Source organism: Pseudomonas sp. 14P_8.1_Bac3 (assembly GCF_025466085.1).
In the GTDB taxonomy this organism is placed as follows: domain Bacteria; phylum Pseudomonadota; class Gammaproteobacteria; order Pseudomonadales; family Pseudomonadaceae; genus Aquipseudomonas.
Window position 1 is genome coordinate 27,924 of the sequence record NZ_JANLOD010000065.1, and the last position, 14,055, is coordinate 41,978.

A 14,055-nucleotide genomic window follows, 5' to 3' on the forward strand; every position below is an offset into this window, starting at 1 on the left:
TATCGTTATGGCAGTGAGAAAAACTTAACCGCGACGTGTGAATGTTTTGCGTCGGGCGATGGTCACAGCCTTGCTCGATTGTCTTCATGCGGTCAGTTCCAGCTGCTCTTGTCGTCAGGAATCTTCCATGCGTTTTTTCAGATCATTGTTTGTGGGCTGCTTGTCCCTGATCAGCCTGGCGAGTCACGCCGAAACCGTCAAAAGCCTTTATCAGGTGCGCGAGCCGGTCACCAGCCAGGCGCCTGAGGAGCGCGATCAAGCCACCCAGCGTGCGCTCGACACGCTGGTGCTGCGCCTGACCGGCGATCCCAAGGCTGCGCAAAGCCCGGGGTTGGCGGCTATTCGCAAGGACCCGCAACAGATCATCAGCCAGTACGGTTTCGACGCCGGCCCGCCGGAAGTGCTCAAGGTCGATTTCGACCCGGCCAGCACCGAGCAAGCATTGCGCCGCGCCGGTCTATCGCTGTGGGGGGCGAATCGGCCATCGATCCTGGCGTGGTGGTTGAACGATGCAACGGAAGGTTCAAGTCTGGTCGGTGACGGTCAGGCCAGCGCCGCGCCACTGCGCCGCGCGGCGCAACATCGTGGCCTGCCGCTGCGCTTGCCATTGGCGGACCTGAGCGAGCAATTGGTCGCTACGGCGCCGAACCTTGAAGGAACCGATGCGGCGCCGTTGCACGGTGCATCGGAACGCTACAACGCTGACGCCCTGCTCGCGGTGCATGCTCATGAAGAGGGTGGTCAGTGGCAGGCAAAATGGCATTTGTGGCTGGGCGATCAGAAGGAAGCGGGCAGCGTCCAGGGCGCGGATCAGGCGGCCGTGGCTGACGCGGTGATGCTGGCGGTCAGTCAGCGCCTGGCGCCAAGGTTTGTCGTCAAGCCAGGGGCTTCAGGCGAGCAATTGCTGGAAGTGCAGGGCATGAACCTGGAGCGTTACGCGACACTCGGGCGCTTGCTGGAGCCGTTTGGCGCACGCCTGCAAAGCGTCGATGCTGACCGGATTCTCTATCGGGTCAATGGGAGCGCCGATCAGTTGCGCTCGCAGCTGTCGCTGGCGAAGTTGCAGGAAGTTCCGGCGGGCGAGGCTCCGACGCCGACGGCGCCTGTTCAGCCGGCCGAAGGTTCCGCACCTGTCGCGGCACCAACGCCCTCTCCGGTGCCGCAGTTGCGGTTCCGTTGGTAAGGTTTCTTTCTTTATATAGCAGCAAATGGAGTGGTACATGGCCGATACACGGCGTTGGTTCTGGTTGGGTGGAGTGGTGCTGCTCTGCGCGTTTATCTGGCTGCTGCATCCGATTTTGACGCCGTTCCTGGTGGCACTGCTGTTGGCCTATCTGTTCGATCCACTGGTGGATCGGCTGGAAAAGGCTGGCCTGTCCCGGACCTGGGGCGTGGTGGCGGTGTTTGCGCTGTTCACGTTGATCTTCACCACGTTGCTGCTGGTGTTGGTGCCGATGCTCGCCAAGCAGCTGTTTCGCTTGTATGAGCTGGCGCCACAGATGCTCGATTGGTTGCAGCACACCGCGCTGCCGTGGGCGCAATCGAAGTTCGGGCTGTCGGATGGGTTCTGGAAGTTCGACAAACTCAAGGCCGCCATCAGCGAACACATGGGGCAGACCACTGACATCGTCGGCGTGGTGCTGAGCCAGGCGACCGCTTCCGGCCTGGCCCTGATCGGTTGGCTGGCCAACCTGGTACTGATCCCGGTGGTGAGCTTCTACTTGCTGCGGGACTGGGACGTGATGATGGCCAAGATCCGCAGCCTTCTGCCCCGTGATCGTGAAGAACGTGTGGTCACCCTGGCGGGTGAATGTCACGAAGTGCTCGGTGCGTTCGTGCGCGGGCAGTTGCTGGTGATGGTGGCGCTGGGCGTGATCTACGCGGCCGGGCTGATGCTGGTCGGGCTGGAACTCGGGCTGTTGATCGGTCTGATCGCCGGTCTGGCGGCGATTGTGCCGTACATGGGGTTCGTCATCGGGATTGGCGCGGCGTTGATTGCCGGGCTGTTCCAGTTTGGCGGCGACTTGTACCCAATGATTGGCATCGTCGCGGTGTTCATGGTCGGCCAGGCGCTGGAGGGCATGGTGCTAACGCCGTTGCTGGTGGGGGACCGGATCGGTCTGCACCCGGTGGCGGTGATCTTCGCGATTCTGGCGGGGGGTGAGCTGTTCGGTTTTACCGGCGTGCTGCTGGCGTTGCCGGTGGCAGCGGTGATCATGGTGCTGGTGCGCCATGTGCATGATTTGTATAAAGACTCCGATATTTACAGTGGTGTCGAGGATCCTGATCTTTAGGGTTCGCCGATGACCCGCCGTGGGCGGCCTGGTTCACTGCCAGGCTGGCCCCTAAGCGTTGCGCGGCTGTCACAGGCACCGCCAAAGAAACGCTCATGAAACCAGTGCGATAACGCAAACCTTTGATTTTGCTTATGGTCTGTCGCATTGTGCGGTCAGCGTCACGGGTATAAACTTCGCAAACTTTACACAGAGGCCACTAACGGTTCCTTTGGAACTGTTCAGTCAGCATGAAACCGATTCAGCTGCCCCTAGGTGTGCGTCTGCGTGATGACGCTACCTTTATCAATTACTACCCAGGCGCCAATGCCGCTGCACTCGGCTACGTCGAGCGGCTTTGCGAAGCCGACGCCGGCTGGACCGAGAGCCTGATTTATCTCTGGGGCAAGGACGGGGTAGGGCGTACGCATCTGCTGCAGGCGGCCTGTCTGCGCTTCGAGCAGTTGGGAGAGCCGGCGGTGTACCTGCCGTTGGCCGAGCTGCTGGATCGCGGCGTCGAAATTCTCGATAACCTCGAACAATACGAACTGGTCTGCCTGGATGATTTACAGGCAGTCGCCGGGCGGGCGGATTGGGAAGAAGCGCTGTTCCATCTGTTCAACCGACTGCGTGACAGCGGTCGGCGCCTGCTGATTGCCGCATCGACTTCGCCGCGCGAACTGCCGGTTAAACTGGCGGACCTGAAATCGCGACTGACCCTGGCGCTGATTTTCCAGATGCGACCGCTGTCCGATGAGGATAAATTACGTGCGTTGCAGTTGCGCGCATCCCGTCGCGGTCTGCACCTGACCGACGAGGTCGGGCATTTCATTCTGACTCGCGGCACCCGCAGCATGAGTGCGTTGTTCGAGCTGCTTGAACGCCTCGATCAGGCCTCTCTTCAAGCTCAGCGCAAGCTGACCATCCCGTTCCTGAAAGAGACGCTGGGCTGGTAAAATCCCAGGTTTTTCGCGGCCTGCGGCATATTTCAGGCGCCAGAAAATCCGCTTTCCTACGGTGTGCAGGCTGCGCAAACGTCTATATGGGGCTTAAGCGCTTAGATGTTAACGAGAAGCCGGGAAGTCACATAAAGTTCGATTGAATTTGCAAATGAGGTTGATAGCGGGCATAGTCTCGGCTTCTTTACAACTATCAGCCACGGTCGTGCCCATGCTAAATCGCTTCGCACCCCTCGTGCCTCTCGCACTCGTTACCCTGTTGTTCGGTTGCGCTGCCCACTCCCCAGTGTCCGAGCAGGCTCCACAACTACAGGTTCAAAATTCAGTTACGGCGCAATCGCAATCGTCTTCCGTCCTTTTCCAGGAAGAGATCGCTACCAATAAAGAACTGGCTGACTTCGCCGAAGGCAAGTCCTACCAGCTTCCGGTTCTGGCCGACAGCATCCTTGAACGTGGCATGTCGCTGATCGGTACCCGTTACCGTTTCGGTGGTACCTCAGAGGCTGGCTTCGATTGCAGCGGCTTCATCGGTTACCTGTTCCGTGAAGAGGCTGGCATGAACCTGCCGCGTTCCACTCGCGAAATGATCAACGTGGACGCACCGCTTGTCGCTCGCAGCGCACTCAAGCCGGGTGATCTGCTGTTCTTCGCCACCAACGGGCGTCGCGGGCGTGTCAGTCACGCCGGGATCTACCTGGGTGATAACCAGTTCATTCACTCCAGCAGCCGCAAAAGCGGTGGTGTCCGGGTCGATAGCCTGGGCGACAGCTACTGGAGTAAGACCTTTATCGAAGCCAAGCGCGCACTTGCGATGGCCCCGACCGTGGTCACGGCTCGCAAGTAAATCTTTGCATTGTCGCCACTCCAGTGGCGGCAATCTGCCGCTCTGCAACGGAGTAGGCGGATAGTTTGTAGGGCGAACTTAAAGTCTTACTTGAAGTTTGCCGTATAGGCGCTAGAATCCTGACTATTATCGATGGCAAACCGCCTGCGCCCTGCGCAGGCGGTTTTCTTTTCTGCCCTGTCGGCAGAAAAAAAGCCGCAGCCAGATCAGGATGTTCTGCTTATGACGATGTCGGCCCGCCTCGCACTCATGTTCTTCGCCGCGCTGCTCAGCGCCTGCGCCAGCCGCACCCCACCGCCGCCTGCGCCGGTGGTTCGCGCGCCGATCGTCTTCGGTTCCTCCCAACCCTTTTCGCCTGAAGCCGAAGACGTGCTGTTCCGCGCGTTGGGTCTGGTTGGCACGCCTTATCGCTGGGGCGGCAACACGCCGGATTCAGGTTTCGATTGCAGCGGCCTGATCGGGTATGTCTATCGCGACGTGGCTGGCATTTCCCTGCCGCGTACCACCCGCGAGATGATCAGCATGCAGGCGGCCAACGTGGGTAAAGAAGGCCTGCAAACCGGCGACCTGATTTTCTTCGCCACCAATGGCGGCTCCCAGGTCAGTCACGCCGGGATCTATGTCGGCGAAGGCCGCTTCGTCCATGCGCCGGCCACGGGCGGCACAGTGAAGCTCGACAGCTTGTCCAAAGCCTATTGGCAGAAAGCCTACCTGAGTGCCAAGCGCGTTCTGCAGCCCGAGCATCTGGCGCGCAATCCCTGATTCGCAGAGGTTGTCATGACCGCTCGCACACTCAATCTCGATGACTCCCTGTATCAATACCTGCTTGACGTTTCCCTGAGGGAAACGCCGCTGCTCAGGCGCCTGCGCGATGAAACCCAGGCGCTGCCCATGGCGCGCTGGCAGGTGGCGCCGGAGCAGGGCCAGTTCCTCGCCCTGCTGGTGAAGCTCATTGGCGCCCGGCGTGTGCTGGAAGTCGGCACTTTCACCGGTTACAGCGCCTTGTGCATGGCGGCGGCGTTGCCGGATGACGGTTCACTGATCTGCTGCGACGTGCCTGGCGACTACAACGCCACCGCGCGGCGTTACTGGCAGGAAGCGGGGCTCGCTGATCGTATCGATTTGCGCTTGGCACCTGCGCTGGAAACGCTCGGCCAGCTGGATCGGCCGGGGCAGTTCGACTTGATGTTCATTGACGCCGACAAGGCTAACTATCCCGCTTACCTGGAGCATGCGCTGCGGCTGTTGCGGGTCGGCGGTCTGGCGGTGTTCGACAACACGCTGTGGAGCGGACGGGTGCTTGAGCAGAGCCCGGAGAGCGCAGACACCCGAGCCATCCAGGCGCTCAATCGCGCCTTGAAGGATGACTCGCGGGTGGATCTGTCGTTGTTGCCGTTGGGGGATGGACTCACCCTGTGTCGTAAACGTTAACGCGACCTTGTGGGAGCAGGCTGCCGGCGATGGCGGTGCGTCAGTCAACATCGATGTTGCAGGTGACGGCCTCATCGCCAAAGGCCCGCTCCCACCAGGGAAAGCGTTCGCAGTCGAAGAGTTACTTCACGGCAGACACTCGCCACACCTTGTTCCCCACGTCATCGGCCACCAGCAGATCACCCTGCCGATCAATCACCACACCCACCGGCCGGCCCATGGCGTCTTCGTCCTTGTTGAGGAAACCCGTGAGCACATCAACCGGCTGCCCGGTTGGCTTGCCGGCGCTGAACGGTACGAAAATCACCTTATAACCACTGTGCGGCTTGCGGTTCCACGAGCCGTGCTGGCCAATGAACGCGCCTTCCTTGAATTGCGCCGGCAGCGTGTTACCTTCAGCGAACGTCAGGCCCAGCGACGCGGTATGCGGGCCAACGGCGTAGTCCGGAGCGATGGCCTTGGCGACCAGGTCCGGGTTTTGCGGATCCACGCGAACATCGACGTGCTGACCGTAATAACTGAACGGCCAGCCATAGAACGCCCCGTCCTTCACCGAGGTGATGTAGTCCGGTACCAGGTCGCTGCCGATTTCATCCCGCTCGTTGACCGCTGTCCACAAAGCGCCGCTCTGCGGTTCCCAGGCCATGCCGTTGGGGTTGCGCAGGCCTGAAGCGAAAATGCGGTGATTGCCGGTGGCGCGGTCCACTTCCCAGATCGCTGCGCGACCTTCTTCCTTGTCCAGACCGTTTTCGCCGACGTTGCTGTTGGAACCCACCGTGACATACAGCTTGCTCCCGTCCTTGCTGGCGATAACGTTTTTGGTCCAGTGGTGATTCAGCGTGCCACCCGGCAGATCCACGACTTTTGTCGGCTGCGACTTGATCGCCGTGTCGCCGTCTTCATAGTGGAAACGCAGCAAGCGGTCCGTGTCGGCGACATACAAATCATTGCCGACCAAAGTCATGCCGAACGGCGAGTTAAGGTTTTCCAGGAACACCGTGCGGGTTTCGGCGATGCCATCGTGATCCTTGTCCCGCAACAACGTGATCCGGTTCGGGCTCGGTACGCCGGCGCCGGCGCGGCCCATGACTTTCTTCATCACCCAGCCTTTGACGCCTTTGCCATCATCCGGCTTCGGTGGCGCGTTGGTTTCGGCGACCAGCACGTCGCCATTAGGCAGCACATACAGCCAGCGCGGATGATCAAGCCCCTCGGCAAACGCCGCCACCTGAGTGCCCTCCGCGGCGGTCGGTTTAATACCGTCCGGCCAGCCGATCGCCGGGGCGATATTCACCGTCGGGATCAGGGTTTTGTTCGGTTCGGGAAGCTTGGGCGACGGGCCGGTGCCGTCGGAGACTTGCAGGCTGGAGGTCTCACCGCAGGCGGCGAGCCCTCCAGCGAGGGCGATGACGAGTACGAGCTGAGGCTTGCGCATGCTGATCTTCCCTATAAATGCAGTGACCTGATCAATAGAGAAGCGCAAACCCGCGATGGTTCAACCGGTCAGCCGCGGGCTTCCTTGAACAGCACCGCGATGCCGGGATGATACTGGCCGGCTTCGTTGCGCAGCTTGCGGTAGGCGTAGGGGAAATACCAGGCCACGGCGCAGGAATGCTCTTTTTGCAGATCGTCGACCATGTCCTGGAGTTCTTCCGGCGTCGCGCCTTGCTGGGCCTTGTGTGGGGCAACGAACAGGCAGCCCAGTTTCAGGTCACTGGCATAGCTGATCCGTTTGGCATCGCTGGTGATGTCGGCCAGCGTCTGTGTCAGGTTCAGGCTGTTGACCCGTGGCCAGCGCTGGGTCGCTTGAAGGTAGGCGCGTTCTTCGCGGGTGGCGATGAACAGATCGGCGCGGGCGTTGCGCTCGCCATCCTCATGCTGTTTGCGAGTCGGTGTGTCCTGTAGCGTGACCATCTCCGCCATCCATGCAGCGGCTGAGAGCATGCCCAAGTTGGCTTTTTCGTCGTACCAGTAGGGGGTGTCGTTATCGCCACGAACGGCGTTGTAGCGGTCGATACAGTCAAACCAGCGTTCCAGCACCGGGCGCAGGAATTCCAGCTTCGGATTGCTGATGATCATGCCTTGCATGTGGCCCACCCTTCTTGTTGTGATGTGAGAATGTGGCTATTTGATATCACTGCCGAGAGTGTGACACAAGATTGTCATATTTTTGTTGATCAACGGATGTTATTCGCCCAGCGGCGTCCCGGCTTTAATTGACGCTCCACCCCCAACCCTCTAACCTTCGCGGCTTGTTTCAGGTGCTCTGTGGCCTTGGTCGACTGAGTGAAACAGGGAAGCCGGTGAGTGCGATCGTTCAGCCGACGAACCACCACGATCCCGGCGCTGCCCCCGCAACGGTAAATGAGTGAAAGCTGTGCTTGTGCCACTGTGTCGAGTCGACATGGGAAGGCGCGCAGTCAGGCGTATCGCCGCTCATGAGCCCGGAGACCGGCCTGATCCATCCCGCGGCATCACGGTGGGCGATGCCAGGCTTCTTGCCGTCTATTCTTGTGCCTGCCCGCCGTTATCCAGCCCCAACGGAGAGCTCCCCATGACTGATACCCCCGATCGTGACGAACGCCACCTGGCGCGCATGTTGCGCAAGAAAGCCGTGATCGATGAACGCATTGCCAACTCGCCGAATGAATGCGGCCTGCTGCTGGTGCTGACCGGCAACGGCAAAGGCAAGAGCAGCTCGGCGTTCGGCATGCTTGCCCGTTCCATGGGCCACGGCATGCAGTGCGGCGTGGTGCAGTTCATCAAGGGTCGCAACAGCACAGGCGAAGAACTGTTTTTCCGGCGCTTCCCGGAACAGGTGCGTTTCCACGTGATGGGCGAGGGCTTCACCTGGGAAACCCAGGACCGCCAGCGCGACATCGCCGCCGCTGAAGCCGCGTGGGCCGTATCCCGTGAACTGCTGCGCGATCCGTCGATCGGTCTGGTGGTGCTGGATGAACTGAACATTGCCCTCAAGCATGGCTACCTCGACCTCGATCAGGTGCTCAGCGACTTGCAGGCGCGTCCGCCGATGCAGCATGTGGTGGTCACCGGTCGTGGCGCCAAACCGGAGATGATCGAGCTGGCCGACACCGTCACTGAAATGGGCATGATCAAACACGCCTTCCAGGCCGGGATCAAAGCGCAAAAAGGCGTCGAGCTGTGAGCCAACCCCGTCATTGCCCGGCGGTACTGATCGCCGCGCCGGCTTCCGGTCAGGGCAAGACCACCGTCACCGCCGCGCTGGCCCGTTTGCATCGCAATCAGGGACGCAAGGTGCGCGTGTTCAAATGTGGCCCGGACTTTCTCGACCCGATGATTCTCGAGCGCGCCAGCGGTGCGCCGGTGTATCAACTGGACATGTGGATGGTCGGCGAGCAGGAAAGTCGTCGCCTGTTGTGGGAAGCCGCCGGTAGAGCGGACCTGATCCTCATTGAGGGCGTCATGGGCCTGTTCGACGGCACGCCGTCCAGCGCCGACCTGGCGCGGCATTTCGGTGTACCGGTGCTCGGCGTGATTGACGGTACGGCGATGGCGCAGACCTTTGGCGCGCTGGCGTTGGGGCTGGCGAAATACCAGCCGGACTTGCCGTTTGCCGGCGTGCTGGCCAACCGTGTCGGCACCTTGCGTCATGCGCAATTGCTGGAAGGCAGCCTGACCGAAGGCTTGCGCTGGTACGGCGCCTTGTCCCGGGAAACCGGGATCGAGTTGCCGAGCCGTCACCTCGGTCTGGTGCAGGCCAGCGAGTTGAACGATTTGGACCTGCGCCTCGATGCGGCGGCCGATGCGTTGGCCAGCAGTTGTGAAGTCGCGCTGCCGCCAGCCGTGGAATTTGCCGCGCCGGACGTGATCGCTGCCGAACCGTTGCTGGCCGGCGTCCGAATCGCCGTGGCCCGCGATGAAGCGTTTGCGTTCACCTATGGTGCAAGCCTGGATTTGCTGCGGGCCATGGGCGCCGAATTGTCGTTCTTCTCGCCCATCCGTGACACGCAGTTACCGGAGGCTGACAGCCTCTACCTGCCGGGCGGTTACCCGGAATTGCACCATGTGGCGCTGTCGCAGAACGTTTCGATGCTCAACGCCATCCGCGCTCACCACGCGGCGGGCAAACCGTTGCTGGCCGAGTGTGGCGGTATGTTGTACCTGCTCGATTCGCTGACCGATGTCGAAGGCACTCGCGCTGGACTGGTGGGCTTGCTCGCCGGTGATGCGGTGATGCAGAAACGCCTGGCAGCACTGGCGTTGCAGGCGGTCGAATTGCCGGAAGGTTCGCTGCGCGGGCACACCTATCACCATTCGTTGACCAGTACCGAGCTGGAGCCGATTGCCCGTGGCCTCAGCCCCAACGGTGGGCGCGGGGCGGAGGCGGTTTACCGTGAGGGGCGGCTGACGGCGTCTTACGTGCATTTTTATTTTCCGTCGAATCCGTCGGCGGTGGCCGCGCTTTTCGCGCCTGACTTTGAGGCCGCCTTCGCGAGCAAGCCGGCTCCTACAGTCGACCGTGTATCACTTGAAGAAATGCACATCTCTGTGGGAGCGGGCTTGCTCGCGAAGCGGCCATGACCGACAACGCTTTCTCCGAAGCCGAACGCGCAGCGGTCTACCGCGCCATCGCCGAACGCCGCGACATGCGCCACTTCAGCGGCGGCACCGTCGAACCTGCACTCCTGCGCCGCCTGCTCGAAGCCGCGCACCAGGCCCCCAGCGTCGGCCTGATGCAACCCTGGCGGTTCATCCGCATCAGCGATCGCGCCCTGCGCGGCCAGATCCAGTCGTTGGTGGAAGAAGAACGCATCCGCACAGCCGAAGCCTTGGGCGAGCGCACCGACGAATTCATGAAGCTGAAAGTCGAAGGCATCAACGACTGCGCCGAGGTGCTGGTTGCCGCGTTGATGGACGATCGCGAGCGCCATATTTTCGGGCGTCGGACGTTGCCGGAAATGGACATGGCCTCGTTGTCCTGCGCGATCCAGAACCTGTGGCTGGCATCCCGCGCAGAAGGGCTCGGCATGGGCTGGGTCTCGCTGTTCAAACCGCAAGCGCTGGCCGACCTGCTAGGTTTGCCTGCCGGGTCCAAGCCGTTGGCGATTCTGTGCCTCGGGCCGGTCAAGGAATTCTACCCGGCGCCGATGCTGGTACTCGAAGGTTGGGCGCAGGCGCGTCCGCTCAACGAATTGCTGTATGAAAACTATTGGGGAGTGAGTCAATGAGTGTGGCGTTGTTGAGTGTCGCCGCGGTCGCGCTGGATGCGCTGCTGGGTGAACCCAAACGCTGGCATCCGCTGGTGGCGTTCGGCCGTTTTGCCGATCGCATCGAGCAACGTTTCAATGGTGGCGGGCGCGGCTGGCGCAGCCATGGGGTTACGGCCTGGGTGATCGCGGTCGTGCCGCTGACCCTGCTCGCCACGGCGTTTTCCTGGGCGCCTTATGTCGGCTGGATCGTCGAGATTCTCGCGCTTTATTGCGCCCTCGGCCTGCGCAGCCTCGGTGAACACGTCGAGCCGGTCGCCAAGGCGCTGCGCAGCGATGATCTGGAGGCAGCGCGAACCCGTGTCGGGTATCTGGTCAGTCGCCAGACCAGTGAGCTGGATCAAACCGAAGTGGCCCGCGCCGCGACCGAGTCGGTTCTGGAGAACGGTAGCGACGCAGTGTTCGCCGCGTTGTTCTGGTTTGCCGTGGCCGGTGCGCCCGGCGTTGTCCTGTACCGTTTGAGCAATACGCTGGACGCCATGTGGGGCTATCGCAACGAGCGCTTCGAACGTTTCGGCTGGGCCGCGGCGAAGATCGACGACGTGCTCAACTACCTGCCTGCTCGGCTGGTGGCCCTGACTTACGCGCTGCTGGGGAAAACCCGACTGGCGCTGAAGTGCTGGCGTACCCAGGGACCTACGTGGGACAGCCCGAACGCCGGCCCGGTGATGGCCGCGGGTGCCGGTGCGCTGGGTGTCGAGTTGGGCGGAGCGGCGATCTATCACGGCGAACTGCATCAACGCCCGCCGCTGGGCGAGGGCGTTCCGGCGGATGCGGACTCCATCGATCGAGGCTGGCAATTGGTCCAGCGCGGGGTATGGTTATGGCTGCTGATTCTTTGCGTTGGAGCTGAATTCTATGCTTGAACACGGTGGACGGTTGCGCAAGGCGGCGCTCGAATACGGCATCGCCGAAGCCGAATGGCTCGACCTGTCCAGCGGCCTCGCGCCCTGGCCGTTTCCGGTCCCGGACATTGCGCTGCGCGCCTGGGCGCGATTGCCGGAAACCGATGACGGCCTGGAGCAGGCGGCCTGCGAATACTACGGCGCGGCACAAGCGCTGCCGGTGGCGGGTTCGCAAATGGCCATCCAGTTATTGCCGCGTTTGCGTCGGGCCGGCAAGGTCGGCGTGCTGTCGCCGTGTTACGCCGAACACGCTGAAGCCTGGCGTCGTAATGGCTACATCGTGCGCGAAGTGCTGGAGCAGGAAGTCGACTTCTTCCTCGACAGCCTCGACGTGCTGGTGGTGGTCAACCCGAACAATCCAACGGGCTTGAGCCTGACGCCGAACCGTCTGCTCGACTGGCATGCCAGGCTGGCCCAGCGCGGCGGCTGGCTGGTGGTGGACGAAGCTTTCATGGACAACACGCCGCAGCTGAGCCTGGCGCCGTTTTGCCATCTGGTCGGCCTGATCGTGCTGCGTTCCTTCGGTAAATTTTTTGGGCTGGCCGGTGTGCGCCTGGGCTTCGTCCTCGCCGAGCGCAAGTTGCTCAAATTGCTCGCCGAGCAAATCGGGCCCTGGGCTGTCAGCGGGCCGACGCGTGTGGTGGGGCAAGTCTGTTTGCAGGATACCGAAGGCCATGCCAGACAACGTCTGCGCGCCGAAGCGGCCAGCGAACGGTTGGCGCTGCTGCTGGAAAAACAGGGTTTCAAACCTCAGGGCGGTTGCGCGCTGTTTCAGTGGCTGACCACAGAACGCGCCGAAGCACTGCATGAGTTCATGGCCTTGCGCGGCATTCTGCTGCGCTTGTTTACCCACAACAGCAGCCTGCGTTTCGGTCTGCCAGGCGAAGAAGCCGACTGGATTCGACTCGATCAAGCGCTCCAAGCGTTCGCCAAGGAAACCCGATGACAACGCTGATGGTGCAAGGCACGACCTCCGACGCTGGCAAAAGCACGCTGGTAACGGCGTTGTGCCGCTGGGTCACGCGGCAGGGCGTAGGGGTCGTGCCGTTCAAACCGCAGAACATGGCGCTTAACAGTGCTGTGACCGCCGACGGTGGCGAGATTGGTCGCGCGCAAGCGGTGCAGGCCCAGGCGGCCCATCTCGAGCCGCACACCGACATGAACCCGGTGCTGCTCAAGCCCAACAGCGACACCGGCGCCCAGGTGATCATCCATGGCCGCGCGGTCACCACGATGAACGCGGTCGCCTATCACGACTACAAAGCCATCGCCATGCAAGCGGTGCTGGCCTCCCATCAGCGACTGAGCGCGGCCTATCCGGTGGTCATGGTCGAAGGCGCGGGGTCACCGGCCGAGATCAATCTGCGCGCCGGCGACATCGCCAACATGGGGTTCGCCGAAGCGGTGGATTGCCCGGTGGTGCTGATCGCCGACATCAATCGCGGCGGGGTGTTCGCGCACCTGGTGGGCACCCTGGAACTGCTGTCGCCGAGCGAGCAGGCGCGGGTCAAAGGCTTCATCATCAACCGTTTTCGTGGCGACATTGCCTTGCTGCAACCGGGCCTCGACTGGCTGGAGGCACGCACCGGCAAACCGGTGATCGGCGTCTTGCCGTACGTGCTGGACCTGCATCTGGAGGCCGAGGACGGCATCGATCAGCGTCAGACCGACAAAGCCGATCAGGTGCTGAACGTCGTGGTGCCGGTGTTGCCGCGCATCAGCAACCACACCGATTTCGATCCCCTGCGCCTGCACCCGCAGGTCGACCTGCAATTCATCGGCCCTGGCCAGGCGATTCCCCCCGCCGACCTGATCATTCTGCCCGGCTCGAAAAGCGTGCGCAGCGACCTCGCGTATCTGCGGGCCAATGGCTGGGAGGGCGCGATCGATCGTCATCTGCGCTATGGCGGAAAAGTGCTGGGGATCTGCGGCGGCCTGCAAATGCTCGGCGAGTACGTACACGATCCGCTGGGCCTCGAAGGCGCGCCCGGCTCCAGCGCCGGCCTCGGTCTGCTGGCGTTCGAAACGCAGCTCGAAGCAGAGAAGCAGCTGCGCAATGTGCGCGGGCGTCTGGCGCTGGAGAATGCCGAGGTCAGCGGCTATGAAATTCATGCCGGCGTGACCACCGGGTTAGCCTTGGAAAATGCCGCGGTGCAACTCGACGACGGGCGCTGTGATGGCGCGCAGAGCGCCGATGGACAGATTTTCGGCACCTATCTGCATGGCCTGTTTGAGTCGCCGGCGGCGTGCGGCGCGCTGCTTCGGTGGGCGGGTCTACAGAATGTGCAGGACGTGGATTATCACGGGCTGCGCGAGCGCGATATCGAGCGGTTGGCGGATTTAGTGGAGAAGCATCTGGATACCTCGCTGTTGCGGGCGCTCTGTGGGATTTGA

The 14,055-nt window shown here is 62.0% G+C and carries 14 protein-coding genes and 1 riboswitch; of the genes, 12 read left to right on the plus strand and 2 right to left on the minus strand.

What is annotated here, in order from left to right; all coding sequences use genetic code 11:
* The first annotated feature begins 127 nt into the window (after positions 1-127).
* The 6 genes from NTD84_RS20420 to NTD84_RS20445 all read left to right on the plus strand — a co-directional run bounded on the left by NTD84_RS20420 (position 128) and on the right by NTD84_RS20445 (position 5,507).
* Complete coding sequence (locus NTD84_RS20420; RefSeq protein ID WP_262169167.1) at positions 128-1,183, plus strand: DUF2066 domain-containing protein; 1,056 nt, start codon at positions 128-130, stop codon at positions 1,181-1,183.
* A gap of 37 nt (positions 1,184-1,220) precedes the next feature.
* Positions 1,221-2,294: an AI-2E family transporter gene (locus tag NTD84_RS20425; RefSeq protein ID WP_262169171.1), complete on the plus strand. Its 1,074-nt coding sequence runs from the start codon at positions 1,221-1,223 to the stop codon at positions 2,292-2,294.
* 230 nt (positions 2,295-2,524) lie between these two features.
* Positions 2,525-3,229, plus strand: a complete 705-nt coding sequence (gene hda / locus NTD84_RS20430) for a DnaA regulatory inactivator Hda (RefSeq protein ID WP_262169173.1) — start codon at positions 2,525-2,527, stop codon at positions 3,227-3,229.
* A gap of 214 nt (positions 3,230-3,443) precedes the next feature.
* Positions 3,444-4,076, plus strand: coding sequence for a C40 family peptidase (locus NTD84_RS20435; RefSeq protein ID WP_262169176.1), 633 nt, complete (start codon positions 3,444-3,446; stop codon positions 4,074-4,076).
* Positions 4,077-4,298: 222 nt separating this feature from the next.
* Entirely contained in the window at positions 4,299-4,838 is a 540-nt protein-coding gene (locus tag NTD84_RS20440; RefSeq protein WP_262169179.1) for a C40 family peptidase, read from the plus strand.
* Between the two features lie 15 nt (positions 4,839-4,853).
* The gene (locus tag NTD84_RS20445; RefSeq protein WP_262169183.1) at positions 4,854-5,507 is read left to right on the plus strand and encodes an O-methyltransferase; all 654 of its coding nucleotides are present in this window, start codon (positions 4,854-4,856) and stop codon (positions 5,505-5,507) included.
* A 121-nt stretch (positions 5,508-5,628) separates the two neighbouring features.
* Here the strand turns inward: NTD84_RS20445 and NTD84_RS20450 are convergent, their stop codons facing one another.
* Both NTD84_RS20450 and NTD84_RS20455 read right to left on the minus strand, forming a co-directional pair.
* Positions 5,629-6,942 carry a PQQ-dependent sugar dehydrogenase gene (locus NTD84_RS20450; protein WP_262169185.1) on the minus strand — a complete coding sequence of 438 codons (1,314 nt, stop codon included), beginning with the start codon at positions 6,940-6,942 and terminating at the stop codon, positions 5,629-5,631.
* 68 nt (positions 6,943-7,010) lie between these two features.
* The gene (locus tag NTD84_RS20455; RefSeq protein ID WP_262169187.1) at positions 7,011-7,595 is read right to left on the minus strand and encodes a hypothetical protein; all 585 of its coding nucleotides are present in this window, start codon (positions 7,593-7,595) and stop codon (positions 7,011-7,013) included.
* Between the two features lie 154 nt (positions 7,596-7,749).
* Positions 7,750-7,982, plus strand: a riboswitch (cobalamin riboswitch).
* A gap of 79 nt (positions 7,983-8,061) precedes the next feature.
* On the opposite strand from NTD84_RS20455, the gene cobO reads away from it, so the two are divergent.
* Genes cobO through NTD84_RS20485 form a run of 6 tightly spaced genes read left to right on the plus strand, consistent with a single transcriptional unit; the run spans position 8,062 to position 14,055 of the window.
* Positions 8,062-8,673, plus strand: coding sequence for a cob(I)yrinic acid a,c-diamide adenosyltransferase (cobO, locus tag NTD84_RS20460; protein ID WP_075948452.1), 612 nt, complete (start codon positions 8,062-8,064; stop codon positions 8,671-8,673).
* A complete protein-coding gene (locus NTD84_RS20465) occupies positions 8,670-10,070 on the plus strand; it encodes a cobyrinate a,c-diamide synthase (RefSeq protein WP_262169192.1) in 1,401 nt (466 codons plus the stop codon). Before cobO ends, NTD84_RS20465 begins: the two co-directional genes overlap by 4 nt.
* Positions 10,067-10,717, plus strand: coding sequence for a 5,6-dimethylbenzimidazole synthase (gene bluB / locus NTD84_RS20470; RefSeq protein WP_262169195.1), 651 nt, complete (start codon positions 10,067-10,069; stop codon positions 10,715-10,717). The genes NTD84_RS20465 and bluB overlap by 4 nt, the downstream gene beginning before the upstream one ends.
* Complete coding sequence (cbiB, locus tag NTD84_RS20475; protein ID WP_262169198.1) at positions 10,714-11,622, plus strand: adenosylcobinamide-phosphate synthase CbiB; 909 nt, start codon at positions 10,714-10,716, stop codon at positions 11,620-11,622. Before bluB ends, cbiB begins: the two co-directional genes overlap by 4 nt.
* Positions 11,615-12,607: a threonine-phosphate decarboxylase CobD gene (gene cobD / locus NTD84_RS20480; protein ID WP_262169201.1), complete on the plus strand. Its 993-nt coding sequence runs from the start codon at positions 11,615-11,617 to the stop codon at positions 12,605-12,607. The genes cbiB and cobD overlap by 8 nt, the downstream gene beginning before the upstream one ends.
* A complete protein-coding gene (locus NTD84_RS20485) occupies positions 12,604-14,055 on the plus strand; it encodes a cobyric acid synthase (protein ID WP_262169204.1) in 1,452 nt (483 codons plus the stop codon). Before cobD ends, NTD84_RS20485 begins: the two co-directional genes overlap by 4 nt.